Below are 20,388 nucleotides of genomic sequence, written 5' to 3'. Positions count from 1 at the left end.
CCTGCAGCAATACCTGCTCGTTAGCACTCACCCTGAAAGAGGACACAGAAATAAGAAATAATGATACATGAAAGTTATTTTTGGAAAAAGGAATTATACAATAGCTTTTTGACAATTGCTAAGTTCAGACATTTAAAACGAATTACTGAACAATCCCAGGTAAAAGTTGAAAAAGCGTTAATGATAGGTGCTTACATAATCAGGAAACTTGATGATGCACAGAAAATACTACCAGACTTTTTGACAAAGAAAGAAAATTTGGAATTTTCCGAAAGCAAGGGAACAATTGTTGACCATATAAACTGGCACAGAATTGACACTCTTTACAACTTTGACAAAGTAACAAAAACAGAAAAAGATTGGAGATTTATTATTAACCAAATAATTCATAGCTTTTCATTAGTCTTTTCATTTGACAGCTCTGACAGACTTGACGGTTTTTTAATTAATTCGGACAAGACAAAAAAACATGCATTGTTTTTCCTTCCTCTGGAAACTTTGTTGATGATTTTCCTGACTATTTCAGAAGGTGACATTACACAAGCCCATTCTCATAGACAAATTATTGGCAACGACAGAAATGGTCATCCAAAATTTGGTGAAATGAAATTAACTAATGCAGTTTACTCATATTCTGACAATTTTGACTTAAAGACAGCTATTCTAAATAGTTTGAATGGAGAAATTTATAAAAGAGAAAATGAATAGACTTAAAAAAATAACAAACAGAAGAACAAAAGAAGGGCGAAGTGCTAACACGGGTTTTGCGTCAGGTGGGCTGAGTGCAAAAATCAATATTAGTTTTTCAATTGAATTTTAGTAATAACTTGGGCATTTGTGCTTGTAAACCCGCCCGTCGCAAAGCCCTATCCGTTAGCTGTCAGGCAGACAACTGACCAAAATCAATTAAATCAATTAATAAATTTAATATTATGAATTATTTCAACGACATTATTTTAGACAATGAACACTTCATTGACCTTCCAGATTGCATATCAGAAGCTAATGATTACAAAGAGACCATTGAAAAATCTTTTGCAATTTCACAAGGATTGTTAACTCTTGACAGTTTCGTGGGAGAAAAGAATAACGATGAGTTTAAATTTACGTTGGTAGTGAACGGTAGAAAGGAAAACTTTTCTGTCCGAATAATCTCGGATTACGTGGACTCTGAGAATTTACTAGCAGGACTAAATGATATTCTAAAAAATAGCGGATATGAAGGAGATAGACATTTTTGTGATATAAATGGTGATGTTGCTGATTTTGGAATTGCATTCATTAGTCCACTTAAGGAAAATGAGTTAGCAAGTCAAGGGTTAATTTACCGACAAATTGATTAGACTGATAATAAAACAAAGCCCGAACAGCTAACATCGTATTGGCAATAGTGGGGCTGACAGTTGTAAACTCAATGGCATCGGCCGTCCGAATTTGTAATTCTATTGGGCATATGTGTCCCGAAAGCTTTCGGGATTGAGCTGACCCCACCATCGCCAATGCTTTAACGTTAGTGGCTATGACAAACAAACTATTCTACATAATATTAAGCTTCGGGCTTTCAATTTCAACGTTTGCTCAAAACAAACAACTGAATTTTGAGAAAAAACTTATTGACCATTTCCGAAAGCAAACTTGGAAAAAAGTTTCTGTAACAAAAGACACTTTATATTTAAGTCCTTACAAAGAGAAATTTAAGGTTTCCGTAAGCGACAACTACATTGAGTTCGATACAAATCATATTGTTATTAAAAATCCATACTTCACAGACAAATATGAAAATGAAGGTGAAGAAAAAAACAATGTAAAAAACTTCCCAAATTCCTTTTCAGTTATTTATGACAATTCACTCGTTTCTCTTTTTGAAAATGGAAAATTTGCTTGTTTTAATCTTGACAATTTTGAACGAAATACAAAATTAGAAAACAAGTTAAATACTAAACAATTCAATTATCATTGGATAATTAACAATCAGTTAGGTGGGCTTTCAGGAAATTCAATTTATCTTTGGAATGGCAATAAATGGACTAAATCAAAAAATAAATTTCCGTTAAAAAATCGCCCAAAACTATTTGAAGACAATAGATTTATTGTGTTTGGCGACTGTTTTGGAGAATGGGGCGGGACGGTTTACTTTTTTGAAAAATCAACATTAAAAACCTTTTTCACTGAATCAACTTGTGCTAACTCGATAATTAAAAATGAAAATGGCTATAATGTTTTAGCTCATTTAGGACACGGTGGTGGCTCAACAGAATTAAAAACCATACCTGACCCGACAAAACTAACTTTGGCACAACCAAATGAAGTTGGAAAAACATTTAAGGGACAAGCCATTGGTTATAGTGACAAGTCAAATGCCTTCAAAAAAACATTTGATTTATATGGAGTACAGGTATTTTCTTCATTCAACCACAAAGACAAAGTTTTATATTTGGTTCATCTTTTTAACTTAACCTTCCTTGCGGAAATTAAGGATAATGAAATTCAAATTGTAAATGCTTTATTTTTTGACGATTTTTACACTCACCACCCCGTTACAAACAAATATGGAAACTTTACTCTTATGAATTTAGACCATTATGGAACAGGTTTGGACAGGGAAATATCGGTTCTCATTATAAACGGAAATAAAATCACAAAACTTGATTGGAATGAGAATCACAGCCACTAACATCCTATTGGCAATATGGCGTCTGAACCGGGTCACCGGCGCGATGCTTCTATAAAATCCCGAAAGCCTTCGGGATACTAAAAATCCGCCACATCGCCAAGCTCGAAACCGTTAGCGGTAACCATATCTATAGTCAATTTGATAGCAAATTCCAAGCTTGATTTGCAAAGCTTACCTTCCTACCCAACAATTTTGCTATTAAATGAAAGTGGCCCTTGAGCTGACCATCACAGGAGCCGCAAAAGCACAATTTTAAAATGATAGCGAAATGGCATTACAAATGATATTGGTGGCATTACCGATTTTCTTCAGATGCCGTTGGTAGGATTTGATAAGATCATCATCCAGTTCAGGAAAAAGCAAATCTTCCTGTTTCAAAAACTCCTTAAACTTGCTTGAGCGTAGATTGCAAATTGCTTTTAGAGGACCGGAATTTGGCTACGCAAATCTTCCTGTTGCGCTTCCAGCATCTTCATTTTAATGGCTGCATTGGGATGGCATACTCCAACGCAATGCGCTTTAATTTACGATTGTGGGTAATACCTATTTGAATGGAATGCAATCTCTCCTTATTAGGGCGGTTATTGAGTTCAGGAGTGACCGTCATTACTGAAACATTTTTGGGTTTACCGTGGTGCATGGTAATACAAAAAATGCCTTAGACACGAATCTAAGGCATTTTTTGTATGTTATATTTCTTATTGTGCACCCGAAGGGACTCGAACCCCTATCGATGGTACCGGAAACCATAATTCTATCCATTGAACTACGGGTGCATTTTGAGCGAATTGGGCTGCAAATATACAGATTTGTACTAAATTGCAAACACCATTCTAGCTTTAATCGTTGCTATTATTAGTGCTACTTTATCATCAACCTAAAAATCAATGAGAAAACTTTTACTTTCCTTAGGAGCTATTGCTGCTTGTGCAGGCAGCTTTTTACTCGGAACGGCCTATCGACCAGCCGAAAACCCCATTACCTCCGACATAGCCCATTATGCCTCCAAAGTATTTGGGATAGAGTTTTCGGCTGCCGAACGAGACTCTATGCTCGACAATCTCAACGACCAACTCAAAGGTTTTGAGCGAGTTCGTAAAATACCACTCACCAACGACATTGCCCCCGCGCTGCTTTTTGACCCCGTTCCTGTTGGTTTTGAATTTGAAAAAACCAAAAAACCTTTTCAGGCCAGCCATCTAGGAAAAGTAACGATGCCCCTAAATCGCGATAGTTTGGCTTTTTATACAGTTGCCGAATTGGGAGCGCTGATTCGAACCAAACAAATTTCCTCGGTCGAGTTAACCCAATTTTTTATTGCTAGGCTCAAAAAATATAGCCCTACCTTGCTCAATGTCGTCACTTTGACCGAAGACCTCGCCATGCAGCAAGCCACCCAAGCAGATGCCGAAATCAAAGCGGGGAAATATCGGGGTCCCTTGCATGGAATTCCGTACGGCGCCAAAGATTTACTGGCCCAAAAAGGATATCCTACTACTTGGGGTTCTAATATTTACAAAAATCAACAATTGCCCTATGATGCCACGGTGATTCAGCGGCTCGAAAAAGCAGGAGCGGTGTTAGTGGCCAAAATGTCGGTTGGGGAGTTTGCGTGGGGTGATGTATGGTTTGGCGGCATGACCCGCAACCCTTGGAATACTAAAACCGGCGCTAGCGGCTCTTCAGCGGGGTCGGGTTCGGCAGTGGCAGCGGGCTGTTTGCCCTTTGCCATCGGGACCGAAACATTAGGGTCGATTGTCTCTCCTTCTACCGTCAATGGTGTCACCGGATTACGCCCTACTTTTGGGCGCGTAAGTCGCTACGGAGCAATGGCCCTGAGCTGGAGCATGGACAAAATTGGCCCAATGACGCGCTCGGTCGAAGACTGTGCATTGATTTTTGATGCTATCAAAGGGCCAGATGGATATGATGCTACGGTGAGGGATTTGCCCTTTAACTATGAACCTCTCAAAACCCTCAAAGGAATGCGGATTGGCTATCTTAAAAAAGCGTTTGAGTCCAATTACCCCAACCGTGCCAATGATTCTCTAACCCTATCTAAACTCCGCGAATTGGGAGCCGAATTGGTCGCTTTTGAGCTTCCTTCTTATCCTTTGGGAGATTTGACGATTGCGATTGGCGTAGAAGGAGGAGCTGCTTTTGACGAACTTACCCTCACCAACAAAGACGACCAAATGGTACGTCAAATCAAAAATGCCTGGCCCAATGAGTTCCGTTCGGCGCGGTTTATTCCAGCCGTAGAGTACGTACAGGCCCAACGCGTCCGAACCAAGATGATTCAGGATTTGTACCAAATTTTGAAGAAAGAGAAAGTGGAAGTGTATATCACTCCAACTTATGCAGGAGGCAACTTGACTTATACCAATCTATCGGGCCATCCAAGTGTGTGTCTGCCTAATGGATTCAATAAAAACGGAATGCCTACTAGCATTACCTTCACAGCTCAACTCTACGCCGAAGCCAAGCTTTTGGGCGTAGCCAAGGTATATCAAGATGCTACCACATGGCATAAAAAGCATCCAAAATTGCCCTAAATACCTGCTTAAGGGGATACCAACACTTCCTCCTGAGGAAGAGATTTCTCCTCAGGAAGTGTTGGTTGAATTAGTTCATTGTGTATGGTTTTATGCCAATGCATAGGGGCAAAAAAGTACTCCACATACGATTTAAAACCAGCCGCAAAATGCAAAAACAAATACCGAATAGCATCAAAGAACACCCCAAAATTTGATTTTTGAATACCTAATTGACGATACGATTTCAAATTAATAATCCAAGAACAACCCAAACTAAACGCCAACAAAATCCACAAACTCACATTCATCAAAATAAGCAATGGGTAAGGTATATCGCTTAGTCCTAAGTATAAAGGAATGTAAATATTAAAAAATGACACCATAGCGGCACTCATCATAGGTACCCAAAAACTCAACCAGCCTTCTAGTCCAAAACCACCCTGACGCCAACTACTTTTTAGATGTACCAACTGAGTGATAAAGAGTCCCTTGTTCCAGCGTGTACGTTGATTAATCCAATCTTTTATTTTATCAGGACATGACTCTGTGGTGACACTCTCCAAAAGCGTGATTTTCACGTTGTTTTGTACAAGTCTAACACTCAATTCTGCATCTTCTGTGACATTGAAAGGATCCCAAGCACCGGCTTTTTCAAGATTGGCTTTTGAAACAAAAAAAGAATTCCCCCCCAATCCAAACGGCAGCTTTTGCGATGACAACTCTTGCATGTGGCGCTCATACCATTCGTAGTATTCTCCTGCAAACTGACGGCTTACCCAACTTGTATTAGGATTAGATATATGGATTTTAGCTTGTAAGCATAGTTCTTCGTTGGTATTAGCAAAAGCACATGCCGCTTTTTGAAGTTGTGAAGGTTCGGGGCGGCTTTCGGCATCATAGACCGTCAAATACTCGCCTGTGGCTATTTTCAGCGCATGTACCAAAGCCCTCCCTTTGGTATAAGGCGGTAACTCTGGAATGTACAAAACACGGAAATAGGACGGCAAAGTAAGCTTATGTAGGCTTTCTTTGGTGACAGCATCCGTCTCTTCTACCACTACAATCACTTCTTTCAGATGGGTGGGATATGCCAAGGCATGAATGGCACGAAAAGTCCCCTCGATTACTGCTGATTCGTTTTTTAAAGGGATAATAATCGAAAAACTCGGCCATTCCAGAAGAGCTACCTGAGGCTCCTTTAGAACGGCTTTTGGTTTAAACAAAAAATTATTGTTTATCCTAAAACTTAACAGCAATAAATAGTTGATAAAACCAATACTAAAAAGTAACATTCCTACCGTAAAAGGATATAAAATCCCCGCATAAGTAACCGCTATCCAACAAATCAACACCCCAAAACGCGTAGGCCGTTGTATCTTAGAAAAAGCAGATTTTGTCCCTAAAATCGAAAGTTGTAGCTGTGCGTATCTATCCATGCTTGAGTTAAATAAGTTATTCAAAAAAACACGTACTTTCTATATTGCCATATCAGAGCCTAAAAGCTTACAATGAGAATCTAAGAAAGAAAATGGAGGATATGAACATCCTCCATTTTGCTTACATCATGGTTCTCAAGCATATTATTCTATTTTGAGTACTTTTAGGGTAGTCTTTTGTGTTTCGCTTTCAACCTTCAACACATAAGTTCCTACTTTATAAGTACTGACATTGATTTCCTGACGATGTAAGTTAGACGGTACTTGCACTTGGTGCTGTTTGAGGATATTCCCTTGAAGACTCACCAGTTGCCATTTCACCGATTGACCTGCTACCCCTCTTAGTTCTAGCACAATATTCTGATTTGCAACAGGATTGGGAGACACCACTGCCCAATTTTTCCCATCAAAAAAGCTATCTTGATTTGACCAATCTGCTATCCCTTCCCTCCCGGCACAATTAGAGACAATCACGCTCTTAGAACCGCTCATATTGCGGGTACAGCCCGAACTTACTTGCGTTGCTACTACGGTATAAGTCCCAGCCAAGGTTTGATTACCGAAAGAAATAGCACTGCCACTCCCTGCTACAGGACTCCCAATATTGGCATTGCTACGTCGCAGTTGATAGTTGACACCAGCTTGAGAATTGCTCATACCTATCGCTACGCCTGCTCCACCTGCACAGTAGCTGCCGCCTCCTGTTAAGGTGTAAGTAGTAGGTGTAGTACCTGTAGCTATAGTTACGGAATTGTTCATGGTTTCCATACATTCTCCCCCATGGCTCATAGCTACTACCGAGTACTCTCCTGCAACGGTCTGATTAGAAAATACCAATATATTACCAGTCCCTGCTACTGCATTTCCGACGTTGTTAGCTCCCCGCTTGAGCTGGTAATTGACCCCTACTTGCGAGCCACTAAGTACCACCGCCACACCGGGAGCATTCCCTCCACTTCCAGCACATATTATCCCTCCGCCTGTGACATTAAAAATGCCCAAACTACCACTATTTTGAAGGACTACTGGATTGCTAACGTAGCTTACAGTACATACCTCTTCTCCAACAAACCTTGCTTTTACCTGATAACTTCCTGCGCTGAGATTGCTGAAAGTTGAAGAAGCTTGCCAATTAGCTCCGTTGTCTTTGCTATATTCGATAGTACTTGTACCAGTAGCCGTGACCACAATACTACCCATAGTGCCACAATTTGGCTGTGTGACTGCTACATTAGTGATAATAGGCGAAGCGGGGACTTCTATTGTTTGCTGTATAGGCGGAAACTGACATCCTTCGGCACTTACAAAGGTGTAGGTGATTTGGATAGTTCCTGCTCCTGTGGCCGTCAGTTGGTTGTCTACCAAAGTGCCAGGACCTGTGATACTGAAGCTACCTCCTGATGGAGTGGCCGTAAGTGTTCGACTGCTATTGATACACAGTGCATCATCGCTACTGCTGATAGATACTGGTAGTGGCGCATTGCTTCCCGCAAATGTAAAAGCATCTGAATCTTCATTGACGACGTTCCCCGTATTGGTGCCTATGCTACTAGCTTGTACGATGGCGTCATTGAGTTTGCGAATGATTCCACCATTGATGAAAGTACCAGAGGTATTGACGATTGCCTGTTCTGATTCTATATACGCACAGGCTTGATTGTCGAAAGTGCCACCTTGGTTTTCTATTCCCAAACCCGTTGCGCTTTTTAGATAAAGACTACTTTGGGCTTTGTTGTTGAAAGTGCCCAAGTTTTTGATGCCCATTCCTATTTTACCATTTCCTCCGATACGTATTAGTTTATTGTTTTCAAAAGTCCCACTGTTTTCGACTCCTGCCAAAGCAACTGTATCTGATTGAGCCACGTAGATTTCGCCATTGTTGACAAAAGAACCAGCGGCATTTTTGATACCATTTTGGAATACAAAATCAATGTGAATTTTGCCCGTAGTCGTGTTGGTAAAAGTACTAGTGGCACCTTGTTGGAAAATAGCATTCTCAAAGACCGAATCTATTTCCATCACGTTTTGGTTTTCGATGATTCCGCCGTCGTTGAAGATACCTTTAGTAGAATTGCCCGTTTCGAAATGCCCTTTATTCGTAAAAGTTCCTGTATTGTTTAATGAATAATTTCCAAATCGGTTAACGTTGATATGCCCTTCGTTGGTAAAAGTGCCTGTATTGGAAAATCCAGTCATCGCATCATCCAACAAAATGGTTCCTTGATTTAGAAGTTCACCACCATTGGTGATAGGTGTTCCAACCCCCTTGGTTTTGATGTAGGATGATGCTGCCAAAATCATCTTTCCCTGATTTTGAATAGCCATATTCATTTGCTCAAACCCTTCTATACGACCTTCATTGTACACATAGCCTGTGGATTTGTTTTCCAATATCTTAGACATACGTGCAGTGTTAGTCAAATTTAAATATGCCTCAGGTCCAAGAATTAGAGAATCAGAATTTGATATTAACTGAGATATTCCTATTCCGTCAGACTTGCTAATTTCTGAATTGAGATAGCAATAACCTTCATTAAAAAGTAAAGTTGGAAGTGCATTTTTTATCAATATGTTGCCTTTTTGCTCCATTCTACCATAATTCTCAACAAAGCCCCCACCCTGAGGGCCAACCGTTGTGCTACATTCATTACAAAAAGTAGCACCTTCATAATTTATGATTGATGTTCCCCCCGTGCTTGATATATTCAAATGACATCCTGCTTCGCTCAAAAATATACCATAGTTACGAATAGATTGATTATTTGATATACCAACAAAAGACAGGCTAGAAGAGGGTCCATTTGAAATTTTTCCCTCATTTCTAATACCATTTCCACTAGTACCTGAAACATCCCAGCTACCCTCGTTGCGAATTTCTCCTTGGCTAGTATTTTTTAAACATTCAGCCGACCCACCTACACTTCCAAGTGTCCAAGTACCTTCATTTTTGATATAACCACTGTTTTCAAAACCTGCATTAGTAAAGGAAGTATTTGTTAATGTGGCACCAAGAGCATTATACATACTAGCCCCCTCCCTATTGATAATAGCATACACATTAGCATCCGAATTTCCTACTCTGCTAATATTCATCGTCCCCTCGTTTTTGATATATTTGGCATTATCAAGAAGGCTCTGTCTTCCCCCATTTATCGAAAAAGTTCCTCCAGTATGGTTATATAATGTGTCAAAACTAATACATACAGTACCCAAATACCCTCCTACTAAGCTGAATTGCTGGTAATTATCAATTTTTCCCGAGTTTTCAAGGGCACCATTTGTTCCGCCCATTGCCGTAAAGCTTTGGGTATTGATAAGTCTCGCATTAGGGTGATTTATAAAAGAAACTTCGATTCCACCTGCGGCCTCAAAAGTGCCACTGTTGTTGATATATCCATGATTTTCGAGGCGATTGCCCAGACCGTTATTAATGGTGAAAGTGGCGGTGTTGACAATCGAAGCTCCTACATAGTTGACTACTCCATCGTTGTAAGCCGAATCTACCTCCATGTTTCCGTTGTTGGTAAGGGTACCATAGTTTCGCACCCCATCCGTAGCACTACCTATTATTTTCAAAACCCCACCATTAAGGATAGTGACTTTGGCGTCCTCCTCTATGAGCAGAGCCCGTGCTCCTGATTGGGCCGTAATTTCGGGATAGTTATTGTTAGTCAGTGCGGGAATTTTAGTGTATTTCCCTTGAATCGAACCAAATGTCGGAGGCGAGGCGGGAACGCTACCCTCTACGAGCCAGTTGTTTTGGTTGTTCCAGTCGGTATTGACTGCTCCTGTCCATATATATAAGGTATCAGCAGCAGAAGCGGCAACATGTTTTTTGTTAGTTACGCGCTTTGTATTGTAGGGAGAAGCATACAGTAAATTTACTGCAAACAACAACCCCCACAAGCAACATATTCTTGTAGAAGAAAAGATCATTTTCTGAAAAAATTAAAAGGTCAATGTATTTTACCGACCCCCTACTAAGTTTCAAAACTTAGGACTTGGGGGGATTCCTCAGTCTTCTGAGGTACTCTTCTGGAGCATACATTTCTTTGTTGGGACTTTTGGCGGTAGCAACCCAATAGCCAATTCCAACTAGGGTGATTGGTATCAATAAATACATCATTGCTAGAAGATAGCGAAAAGGGTTTAAAAGAATTTATAACGTTGAGTAAAGCTCTGTGTTTAGTGTTTGGAGTACCTGCACAAAACCTACCCAAAAGTACAGTCACCTCAAAAAAAGTGTTAGCAAGCATGTCCCATTCTTTTACTCTAATGTGCCAAACATTAAAAAACATTAACTCTAATGTGTCATTTCTTTACTCAAATGTTCCAAATCTTAACTATATTATATTCCCAACTAGAAATAATACAATATTCTTATTCCTTGAAGGAAGAACTTTTAAAACTCACTGGTACTACTACGCGTAAGGAAGTGACCATATTAAACCCCAAAGGTTTTATGATATCTTGGGGGATTTGGGCAATAGCCTCCCTAATTGCCTCCTCAAAATCTGTCCCTAAAGAATTTAAAAAACCTACTACTTTGACTACCCCTTGCGGCGTAATACCGATTCTGACATACATCTTCCCACTGATGTCATAAGCGCGTCCGCGGCTAGGATAAACCACATACTTGGCCATGTGTTCCGAAAAGTCTCGTAACCAAGGAGTATATCCTGCGGCTTGTGACGACAAGTCGGGATTTGAATGGGCATGAGACACTACAGGGGCGTAGTGAGCTACACTTGCTTGTTTGGTGGGTTTGTTCACCAAAGCAAGCTCTTGCGCTTGAGTAGGCGGCGGTGCGAGCCAACTCATAACAACTGCTGACATTAAACTTTTCATAACATTTTCAACTAAAGTTAAAATTATGATACAAACCTACGTCTCAAGCAGTGCCCACGTTAACGCCCATGTTGCATTCTTTAACCCCAATGTTCCATTTCCCAAAATCAGGCCATAGCCAAACTTCTTTTAGAGTGTATTGTACTATTTGGATGAAATGAAGAGACGACTTTGAAAGCCGTCTCATTTTACGATAGAGGTTTAGATAATAATTTTCATAACGTTGAGCAATGCTCTTATTGAGCAGGGCAAAATTGTCAAATGTGGCGTTGAATTCTACCCGCTTAAATACCTATTTTAAAAAACACGCACTTATGCGCAGGCTTTACCCGTATTTTTACCTGTATCCAAAAACAGGCATTTTTACCTATTAAAATCCTATCTAAGCCCTTTAGCTTTGTGTATTTATATATAAATTACAGCTCGATAGAGCTACCCTAAAAGCTACGCTGCGATGGGAAACACTTTATCCTATTTTATATTTAATATATTAGTTTTCAACACTTTAAAAAACTCTAATCTTTTATTGAAATTATGGCACAAGAAAACACACCTTCAAACCCAGTAGATGAGTGGAAATCAGTAGTGGTAGATTTGGCAGATGCTCAAGATTGGGTAAGTACGTGGATCAATCTTCCAGAAGACCAACAAAAGCAATTTAAACCAGCCGAAATGAGGGCATTTGTAGTACGTCGCGCCGACTTTGTGGATCTACTTGCCCAGACCGATACAGAGTTTGCACGGGTATACATTGGCATAAAACCCAATCCAGAATCTCCCACCGGCCAAGAAGCTTGCTTGGTATTTGCAAGTGCTGCCCGTAAGGGGACGATTGACCCTCATGCCAAGGAAGATGAAAAACATATAATCGTGGATTTGATTGGCGAGCAAGAGGTATACAATTGGAAAGAAGAACGCATGGAAAAATATAATTTCGAACTATTTGACGTAACTCGGCCCTGCCCCCCCATTTGCGATCCTAAAAGTCCGCTTTTCATTGAAGGCGACAGTGACATTCCATGCCAATAACCATACAATAACATTGTATATCAACCACTTAAATAATATTTAAGGACAAATTAGTTAATTAAAAATCTGCAACTTACCGCAAAAAACAAAGCTATGATAGAAGGGTTCTTGATGTGGATGTTGTATTACAGTCCTTTTTTCTTAGCGCTGCCTGTTACCATTGCCCTCATACGGTTTCGTTTTCTTAAACAAGCCCTTTGGTATATCGTTGCGTTTTTAGGACTGAGTGTGTTGGCGCAGATTTTGGCTTATTTTTTGGCAAAAATTCTCGGCAACAACCTCATTTTAATACATTTCTATACCGTTTTTGAACTCAATATCATTGCTTTGTTTTATTATACACTCTTTGGAAGGTTTTATCCACGCTGGCTCGTTCCTGCGCTGATGGTATTTTTTACGGTTTTTGCGGTTGTCAGTTCAATTTTTTTTCAGAAACTCACCGAGTTCAATACTTACGCTAGAGGGCTTGAGTGTGTTTTGGTTATTGTTTTCTCGATGATGTATTTCTACAAAATGCTCATCGAATTAAATACCAAACGACCAGAAAAATGTCCTATTTTTTGGATAAATACCGGATTTCTGTTCTATTTTGCAGGAAGTCTCGTGCTGTTTATTCTAAGCAATGCCATCCTCAAAGAAAACAAAGCTTTTAATTACATGTCTTGGGGCTTACATGCTTGTGTTTTTGCCCTTTTACATATTTTTATTGGAATTGGTTTATGGTACAGTCCTCGTCTGAAATAGATTTATACCTTGCTATTTTTGGTGGGACTTTTGTGATGTTGTTGTTGGTTGGGTGCGTAGTGGTTTTCATGATTTTGTACCAAAAACGATTGTTTAGACAAGAACTAACCTTTAAAAAAATGGAATTGAAATACCAGCAAGAACTCATCAACAGCACGATAGAGGGCATAGAGTCAGAAAGAAAAAGACTAGCGCGTGACCTACACGACGAAATCGGGGCGGCACTTTCAGCGATGCGGCTTTTGGTAGGCCAAATGCACCTCAAATCTAAGTCAGCGCCCGAAATATCAGACCTCGCCGATAAATACAAAAGCCTTATCGACAACACCATCGATAACGTCAGAAGAATCTCCAATGATCTTCTCCCCAGTGGATTAGAAGAGTTTGGACTTAGCTATGCCATCGAAGGTCTGTGCGAAAAAAGCCTTGACCTCACTGATGCAGACATCAACTGGAGCGTCAAAGATATTCCCCAAGCGCACTCTACACTCAACCTCATGATGTATAGACTGGTACAAGAGCTTCTCAACAATAGCATCAAATACGCCGACGCCACCCAAATCGAGATTGTGATAGAACCAGTAGACCATGAACTGTGCTTGCACTATACCGACAACGGCAGGGGTTTTGACTACGAAGAAGCCTATCAGAAAAAAAGTTTGGGGTTAAAAAATATCGAAACCCGAACACGCATGTTTGATGGTACCCTCCAATACATCACTCAACCCAACCAAGGTACCAGCGTGACAGTACGAGTACCTTTGGCATTTTCTTAAATCCGCATTTTTTATGTCTTCTATCCGAGTTGCCATCGCCGACGACCAAGTGCTCTTTAGAAAAGGAATGGCTTCGATTGTCAATACTTTTGAAAATATCAGTGTGGTATTGGAAGCCGACAATGGCAAAATTTTAATAGAGGCTCTTGCCACTTGTACTCCCTTACCCGATGTGGTTTTGCTCGACTTATCGATGCCCGAACTCAATGGCATTGAGACCACCAAAATTTTACATACTGACTACCCTTCCGTCAAAATCATTATCTTATCGGTCTATGGTGAAGACCGCTTCGTGACGCATTTGATGGAGTTGGGAGTCAATGCCTATCTTTTCAAAAACGTAGAACCCGAAGAGGTAGAACGCGCCATTCATACTGTCATCGAAAAAGACTTTTATTTCAACGAAGCTTTTCTCAATGCCATGAAAAATCGGATGAACAGCAAAAGACAAAAAATATTGCTAACCGATAACCTCCCCTCCACGCTGACCTCCCGCGAAACCGAAATTTTGACCTTAATTTGCAGACAGAAAACAGCCCAAGAGATTGCAGATGAATTGTTTATAAGTGTAAGAACGGTAGATGGTCATCGCAACAATCTACTTGAAAAAACAGGAGCGCGCAATTCGGCAGGCTTGGTACTCTTTGCTATCAAGCATCGTTTGATTGACCCTACAGAACTGCTTTAACCCCGGCAACGTTCAAAACGTTGCCGGGGTTTATTTTCACGAATGATGCTGAGTAATATACTCAGAAGGAGATATACCAAACTGCTCCTGAAACGACTTAGAGAAATAAGACAGACTTTCAAATCCCACCAACATCGCTACGTCCGATACTCGTCCTCCCCTTGCATGAAAAATCTGTGCCGCTTTTTTAAGCCTGATGAGTCTGATAAATTCCGTCGTAGATTGCTGAGTGAGGGCCTTCATTTTACGGTGCATATTGGTACGGCTCATTCCCATTTCTCTACAAAACTGCTCCACATCAAATTTGCTATCCCCTAAATGATACTCTACTACTTCGACGGCTTTTTGTAAAAACAGTGATTCTACCGTCGCTTTTAAGGGTAGCCCCGAGATAGCTGTCTCGCTACCCAACTGAAGACTATACTTTTGCTGCAACAATACCCTTTGTTTTACCAAATTTTCGACTCTTTTCTCCAGTTCTTCCCGATTAAATGGTTTTGTGAGGTATTCGTCGGCTCCTGATTCAAACCCTTCCAAGCGGTCTTCGAGGGTAGCTTTGGCAGTAAGCATCACTACGGGTATATGATTGGTTCTAGGATCTGATTTAAGTTCTTTACAAAAACTAATTCCGTCCATGTGAGGCATCATCAAATCACAAATCACCAAATCAGGTATCATTTCAAAGGCCTTTTCGAGCCCCTCTTTCCCGTTGAGAATGCCCTCTATCTGAAATTTCTTTTCAAAAATCGAGGATATATATAACTGCAAATCAGGATTATCTTCTACTACCAGCAACAACGGTAGCGTACTACCTTTGGCTTTGGGCTGATTAAATGTTTCTTCTCTATCTTCTATCAAACGCGAGCGAAGAATAAGCTCAGGCCGTATCTCTGAATCTACAATATTGTTTTTCCAAGTTTCAAAATCTATGGGTATTGTTATTTTGAAAGAAGTGCCTTTACCGAGCTCGCTCACCACCGAGATATTGCCCTTGAGTACTTCTACCTGCTCCTTGACCAGTGCCAAACCCACACCCGAGCCTTCATATTTCCTACCAGCTCCCTCCTCTGCCTGATAAAATCTTTCAAAAATTCGGGGGATTTGGGCTTCTCCTATTCCGATGCCGTTATCTGAAATTTGTAAAACAAAATACTGATTATCAAACATTACAAAAGCCTCAATGCGCCCTCCTGAAGGAGTAAATTTAAAGGCGTTTGAGAGTAAATTGGTGACAATTTTTTCGACTTTATCAGCATCAAAATACCCTTCAAAACTATCGTGCGACTGTTGGTAATTATAAATAATCTGGCGATTGTGGGCCAAGGATTCAAAAGAAGAAAACAGATACCGAAAAAAGAAGCTTATGTCACCCTGCTGTATTTCTACTTTCAATTGCTTCGATTCAAGCTTCGCCAAATCTAGCAGTTGGTTGATAAGGGTTTGAAGCCTTTCTACGTTGCGAAGCATAGAAGGGATGAGCCGCTCCGACGGATATTTTTTACGAAAATCATTGAGAGGTCCCACCAAAAGCGTCAGAGGGGTTCGGAATTCGTGAGAAATATTAGTAAAAAATCGACTCTTCAAAACATCTAATTCATGCAATTTTTCAGCTTCTAATTTTTCGGCCAAAAGCGCTTTTTCCGTTTTGAGTTTTTCGCGGTCTGTAGCCTCAATAATTTTACCTAATACCAAAGCTAAAGCCAATATTTCGAGAAAATTGGTGATGTATATCATGGGGTAAATCCAATCATAATGAATGACTCCCAAAGCACGCAGATTGAGAAATACAAACGGCACCAACGTAAAGAAACAAGGAATCAAAAGGTAAAAATTTACCGGCAAACGCTTAACCAGTGAATACAACGAAATACTAATCAGGAAAAATTCAGTTAATAAAAACAAGTAATTGTTGAAAACCAATAAGTACATCCTTGGTATTACCAAATGCGCCGCCACTTGTAAAATACTACAACCAACGAGCAAGAAAAAGGCACCTTTTAGTCTTGGATAGTTTTGGGGGACATTGAGCAGTGAATAGATAAAAAGAGTATAAGTAGCGGGCATAAGTTGATAAAATGCAGAATTTAGAAAAACTGCCAGCTGGGGCATTTCACTAAAAATATTAGCCGTCACCCCAAAAGAGCCTAATACCGAAAGTGTTACGATAATCGTGTGAAAACTATACCACCTAAAAGAAGTATTACGGATATAACGAGCCAAAATGATATTGTACAACACACGCAACAGTTGAATCCCTATCACTAGCCATGCCATAGCTAGCGTAGTAGGCATACGGTCAATAAAAGCCTGATGCGTAAGCAAAGTCAACTGACCATTGATAGGCTCGCTTGCTTGTAGTCTTAAATAGTAGACTTGGGCACTATCTTGGGGCAAAACACCTAAATTAAATAACGGAAAAAGCCCTTTGTATGCTTTATCGGAAGGAAGGGCGAGCATGCCTCCTTTCAAAACTCGATAAGTACCCTTGGCAGTAGGAATATATACATCTACGTGGTCATTGAGGGCATCGCTCCACAAACAATACCAGTGATCAAGACTATTTGTGTTGTTTATCCGAAACCTAAACCAAAAAACATTTGACGAAAAAGAATATTGATACAGCTTATGGTGATGAGGCTCAAAACTTTGCTTGACAACGTCTTCAAAAGGCATTATTTTACTTACATCCTGAAATACTTCTGAGTTTTCAGAGATATTCATTTGGGAGACTTGGTCACTCACGACATTGCTCAACTGTGCTACTCCTTGATGAGCAACCCACAAAAAAACCAACAAACAGTAAAAATATATTTTCATAAACACCTACCCAAAAGTTGTTTATAATGAATATTAAGTGATTCATTACACTTTACCTGTACTCAGAAGGCGGTATTCCGAACTGTTCCTGAAAGCTCTTTGAAAAGTAAGGCAAACTCTCAAAACCCACCTGAAAAGCAATATCGGAGACGGTTCCGGTGCGGCGTTTAAGAAGCTCGGCAGCCCGCTCCAAACGAATCGAACGGATAAACTCCGTCGCTGATTGGCTGGTCAAAGCTCGAAGTTTGCGGTGCATATTGCTGCGGCTCATATTCATAGCTTTACAAAAAAGCTCAACATCAAAACTGCTATCGCTCAGGTGTTCTTCGACTACTGTCACCGCTTTTTGCAAAAACTGCTCATTGAGAGACAATACCGGTTTTTCTCTTACTTGAGCCATGGTTTCGGCTATTTGTTGTCCATACTTTTGCCGCAGTATCTCGCGTTGGCGGATAAGATTTTGTACCCTAACTTCCATCTCATCACGATTAAAAGGCTTGGTCAGATAATCGTCCGCCCCCAACTCTAGCCCTTCTAGCCGATCTTGCATGGTAGATTTGGCCGTAAGCATGATAATTGGGATATGACTAGTACGAATATCAGAGCGTATAGCTCTACAAAGCCCCAAGCCATCGAGACGCGGCATCATCAAATCACAAATCACCAAATCTGGAATATATTCGATGGCCTTTTCGAGTCCTTGTTGTCCGTCAATAGCTTCGATGATTTGATATTGATTTTCGAAAATGGCACGCATATAAACTCGCAAATCAGGATTGTCTTCTACCAAAAGCACAATCGGCCACTGCCCCTCAGTGGTACTTTCTGATTCATTGCTACTTTGTACTAATGCTGGCAGAGGGGGTATCATTTCTAAGTAATCATGCTCAATGATTTGATCCTCCCAAGTCATTCTTCCAATAGGGATATTGACGGCAAAGATAGTTCCTTTGCCTACTACACTTTCTACATTTACATTTCCTTTCAGCACTTCGATGAGCTCTTTGACCAAAGCCAATCCAATCCCTGTTCCTTCATAGTGACGGCCAGCCGAATTGTCAACCTGATAAAAACGGTCAAAAATATGAGGCAGCCTTTCGGGTGCAATTCCAATTCCAAAATCATGCACCACGATTTTGAGTTCTTCTAGGGTAGTTTGCACTCTTACATGAACACGACCATTTTGGGGCGTAAACTTAAAAGCATTGGAAAGTAAATTGGTAACGATTTTTTCGATTTTGTCCGCATCAAAATAGGCCTCCTCGTGGGTATAGGTTTGTTCGTAATGAAAAATAATATTCCGACTTTGAGCCAATGATTCAAAAGACCCAAACAAGTGCCGTAGATGAAGTGCTAAATCTCCTTTTTGTATTTCAGGTTGTAGCTTTCCTGCTTCTAGTTTTGATAAATCGAGCAGTTGATTAATCAATGATTGCAAACGCATAATATTACGTTGCATTATCTCTACCAATCTCTCTCCGGGGTATTTTTTCTGAAAATCAGCAAGCGGCCCAATCAATAGCGTAAGAGGCGTCCTAAACTCGTGAGAGATATTAGTAAAAAAATTAGTCTTGAGTTCATCAAGTTCTTTGAGTCGTGAGGCTTGCTCTTGATTGAAGCGCAATTCTTTTTGGGATACCAAACATGCCTTTTCATAATTTTGGATAATCCGGCTCAAAAACACGCCAAACACAAAGATTTCGGAAATAAAACAGAAGTTGGCAAAAGCAAAAATCCACCCAAAATTGACCCAACTCACGAGCCGCATCTGAATAAAGATATAGCTCCCAATTCCCAACAAAAAAGGTACCGAATAGTACCAATTAAGGGGGTATTTTCGCCATACGGCCACAATATACAATGCAAAAATACTTAATTGAGTACAGATGATTAAGTAAGTACTTGCTTTGAGCCAATACCACCGATAATCAAATATGATACCCAAAGCCAACACAAGCGTAAGCGCCACTACTATTTTGAAAGCATGACTTACAAACGAAGGAAACCTCGCAATCGGCAAAATAGCCGTAGCAGCCAAAACCTGACCAATTGGCAAAACATGATAACTAAGGAAATTGATGGTCAGAGCCGTAGTGACATTGTTGGTAAAAAAGCCTCCCAGAACTCCCACAAACCCCCAATAGGCAAACGACCGCATAATAAGCAGAATAGAATAACGCCTGAAAGCCAGCTCTTTGACCACGAATGCCGCCAACAACAACACATACACCAACCTCAAAACAATGAGGCCATTGATAAAGCTCTCTGACTTGGCATCATCAATCTGCTCTTCCGCCATAGCTTCGGGAGTCAGAATCGTAAATCTTCCATACAATCCCCTCTGACTCAATATTTTAACATAAAAAACCTTTTCTTCTTGATATCCAATTTTAAAATTTATGTAAGGGTTGTCTCTCTTCGCATTGCCACGAGCTACAAGTGCCCCTTTCTTTATTTCCTGAAAATCCCCGTCGTCTTGTTGCACAAAAAACGAAACATATTCGGCAAAAAAATTACTCCAATCCAATATCCAATCGTCTTGGGCGGGATGTGTATTTTTAACCTTAAACTTTACCCAAAAGGCTTCATCAGAAAATGGGATAAGAATTGATCTCTGGGAAAAAGGTGTGAATACTTGCTGTTGGACTTGCGGAAACGAAAGAGAGGCATTTTTATCTTCAAAAACCGCTATTTTCTCCGTGATATTTATTGATTTTGTACTTGGAGTGAGGCTAACCTCTTGGCTAAGTGCAATGAAAGAACAAAAACAGCAAACAACAAAGAAGAGTATTTTCATTGCAATAGGGTAAGAATTTTTTAACGTTTGGTACTATAAAAT

At 40.2% G+C, this 20,388-nt stretch carries 14 protein-coding genes and 1 tRNA gene; 8 read left to right on the top strand and 7 right to left on the bottom strand.

Annotated elements, in window-relative coordinates:
- Positions 1–60: 60 nt before the first annotated feature.
- The 3 genes from P1X15_RS06895 (at position 61) to P1X15_RS06885 (ending at position 2,674) form a co-directional block, all read left to right on the top strand.
- Entirely contained in the window at positions 61–708 is a 648-nt protein-coding gene (locus P1X15_RS06895) for a hypothetical protein (protein WP_277337411.1), read from the top strand.
- Positions 709–932: 224 nt separating this feature from the next.
- Positions 933–1,343: a hypothetical protein gene (locus tag P1X15_RS06890; protein WP_277337410.1), complete on the top strand. Its 411-nt coding sequence runs from the start codon at positions 933–935 to the stop codon at positions 1,341–1,343.
- Between the two features lie 176 nt (positions 1,344–1,519).
- Positions 1,520–2,674, top strand: a complete 1,155-nt coding sequence (locus tag P1X15_RS06885) for a hypothetical protein (protein WP_277337409.1) — start codon at positions 1,520–1,522, stop codon at positions 2,672–2,674.
- Between the two features lie 252 nt (positions 2,675–2,926).
- Here P1X15_RS06885 and P1X15_RS32570 read toward each other — a convergent pair whose 3' ends face one another.
- Both P1X15_RS32570 and P1X15_RS06880 read right to left on the bottom strand, forming a co-directional pair.
- Complete coding sequence (locus P1X15_RS32570) at positions 2,927–3,088, bottom strand: phage integrase SAM-like domain-containing protein (protein WP_409049675.1); 162 nt, start codon at positions 3,086–3,088, stop codon at positions 2,927–2,929.
- 290 nt (positions 3,089–3,378) lie between these two features.
- A tRNA-Arg gene (locus tag P1X15_RS06880) sits at positions 3,379–3,450 on the bottom strand.
- 111 nt (positions 3,451–3,561) lie between these two features.
- Here P1X15_RS06880 and P1X15_RS06875 point away from each other — a divergent pair.
- Entirely contained in the window at positions 3,562–5,229 is a 1,668-nt protein-coding gene (locus P1X15_RS06875; RefSeq protein WP_277337408.1) for an amidase, read from the top strand.
- A gap of 8 nt (positions 5,230–5,237) precedes the next feature.
- Here P1X15_RS06875 and P1X15_RS06870 read toward each other — a convergent pair whose 3' ends face one another.
- The 3 genes from P1X15_RS06870 to P1X15_RS06860 all read right to left on the bottom strand — a co-directional run bounded on the left by P1X15_RS06870 (position 5,238) and on the right by P1X15_RS06860 (position 11,483).
- A complete protein-coding gene (locus P1X15_RS06870) occupies positions 5,238–6,647 on the bottom strand; it encodes a glycosyltransferase (protein WP_277337407.1) in 1,410 nt (469 codons plus the stop codon).
- Positions 6,648–6,791: 144 nt separating this feature from the next.
- Positions 6,792–10,583, bottom strand: coding sequence for a T9SS type A sorting domain-containing protein (locus tag P1X15_RS06865; RefSeq protein WP_277337406.1), 3,792 nt, complete (start codon positions 10,581–10,583; stop codon positions 6,792–6,794).
- A gap of 444 nt (positions 10,584–11,027) precedes the next feature.
- On the bottom strand, positions 11,028–11,483 hold the full coding sequence (locus P1X15_RS06860) for a TonB family protein (RefSeq protein WP_277337405.1): 456 nt from the start codon (positions 11,481–11,483) through the stop codon (positions 11,028–11,030).
- Between the two features lie 546 nt (positions 11,484–12,029).
- Here P1X15_RS06860 and P1X15_RS06855 point away from each other — a divergent pair.
- The 4 genes from P1X15_RS06855 (at position 12,030) to P1X15_RS06840 (ending at position 14,732) form a co-directional block, all read left to right on the top strand.
- Positions 12,030–12,524 (top strand): hypothetical protein, encoded by a 495-nt coding sequence (locus tag P1X15_RS06855; RefSeq protein WP_277337404.1) that lies wholly within the window; start codon positions 12,030–12,032, stop codon positions 12,522–12,524.
- Positions 12,525–12,617: 93 nt separating this feature from the next.
- Positions 12,618–13,268, top strand: a complete 651-nt coding sequence (locus P1X15_RS06850) for a hypothetical protein (protein WP_277337403.1) — start codon at positions 12,618–12,620, stop codon at positions 13,266–13,268.
- A 119-nt stretch (positions 13,269–13,387) separates the two neighbouring features.
- Positions 13,388–14,044, top strand: coding sequence for a sensor histidine kinase (locus P1X15_RS06845; RefSeq protein ID WP_277337402.1), 657 nt, complete (start codon positions 13,388–13,390; stop codon positions 14,042–14,044).
- 13 nt (positions 14,045–14,057) lie between these two features.
- The gene (locus P1X15_RS06840; RefSeq protein WP_277337401.1) at positions 14,058–14,732 is read left to right on the top strand and encodes a response regulator transcription factor; all 675 of its coding nucleotides are present in this window, start codon (positions 14,058–14,060) and stop codon (positions 14,730–14,732) included.
- 36 nt (positions 14,733–14,768) lie between these two features.
- Here P1X15_RS06840 and P1X15_RS06835 read toward each other — a convergent pair whose 3' ends face one another.
- Positions 14,769–17,549, bottom strand: coding sequence for a response regulator (locus P1X15_RS06835; protein ID WP_277337400.1), 2,781 nt, complete (start codon positions 17,547–17,549; stop codon positions 14,769–14,771).
- A 52-nt stretch (positions 17,550–17,601) separates the two neighbouring features.
- A complete protein-coding gene (locus P1X15_RS06830) occupies positions 17,602–20,346 on the bottom strand; it encodes a response regulator (protein WP_277337399.1) in 2,745 nt (914 codons plus the stop codon).
- Between the last annotated feature and the right edge of the window lie 42 nt (positions 20,347–20,388).

The sequence above is a fragment of the Runella sp. MFBS21 genome (assembly GCF_029433105.1).
In the GTDB taxonomy this organism is placed as follows: domain Bacteria; phylum Bacteroidota; class Bacteroidia; order Cytophagales; family Spirosomataceae; genus Runella.
This window is presented reverse-complemented; position numbering and strand designations above follow the sequence as displayed.

Excerpts from the sequence above, each read along its gene's own strand:
- P1X15_RS06895 (WP_277337411.1), top strand. The coding sequence starts at position 61 with ATGATACATGAAAGTTATTTTTGGAAAAAGGAATTATACAATAGCTTT.
- P1X15_RS06890 (WP_277337410.1), top strand. The coding sequence starts at position 933 with ATGAATTATTTCAACGACATTATTTTAGACAATGAACACTTCATTGAC.
- P1X15_RS06885 (WP_277337409.1), top strand. The coding sequence starts at position 1,520 with ATGACAAACAAACTATTCTACATAATATTAAGCTTCGGGCTTTCAATT.
- P1X15_RS06875 (WP_277337408.1), top strand. The coding sequence starts at position 3,562 with ATGAGAAAACTTTTACTTTCCTTAGGAGCTATTGCTGCTTGTGCAGGC.
- P1X15_RS06870 (WP_277337407.1), bottom strand. The coding sequence starts at position 6,647 with ATGGATAGATACGCACAGCTACAACTTTCGATTTTAGGGACAAAATCT.
- P1X15_RS06865 (WP_277337406.1), bottom strand. The coding sequence starts at position 10,583 with ATGATCTTTTCTTCTACAAGAATATGTTGCTTGTGGGGGTTGTTGTTT.
- P1X15_RS06860 (WP_277337405.1), bottom strand. The coding sequence starts at position 11,483 with ATGTCAGCAGTTGTTATGAGTTGGCTCGCACCGCCGCCTACTCAAGCG.
- P1X15_RS06855 (WP_277337404.1), top strand. The coding sequence starts at position 12,030 with ATGGCACAAGAAAACACACCTTCAAACCCAGTAGATGAGTGGAAATCA.
- P1X15_RS06850 (WP_277337403.1), top strand. The coding sequence starts at position 12,618 with ATGATAGAAGGGTTCTTGATGTGGATGTTGTATTACAGTCCTTTTTTC.
- P1X15_RS06845 (WP_277337402.1), top strand. The coding sequence starts at position 13,388 with ATGGAATTGAAATACCAGCAAGAACTCATCAACAGCACGATAGAGGGC.
- P1X15_RS06840 (WP_277337401.1), top strand. The coding sequence starts at position 14,058 with ATGTCTTCTATCCGAGTTGCCATCGCCGACGACCAAGTGCTCTTTAGA.
- P1X15_RS06835 (WP_277337400.1), bottom strand. The coding sequence starts at position 17,549 with ATGAAAATATATTTTTACTGTTTGTTGGTTTTTTTGTGGGTTGCTCAT.
- P1X15_RS06830 (WP_277337399.1), bottom strand. The coding sequence starts at position 20,346 with ATGAAAATACTCTTCTTTGTTGTTTGCTGTTTTTGTTCTTTCATTGCA.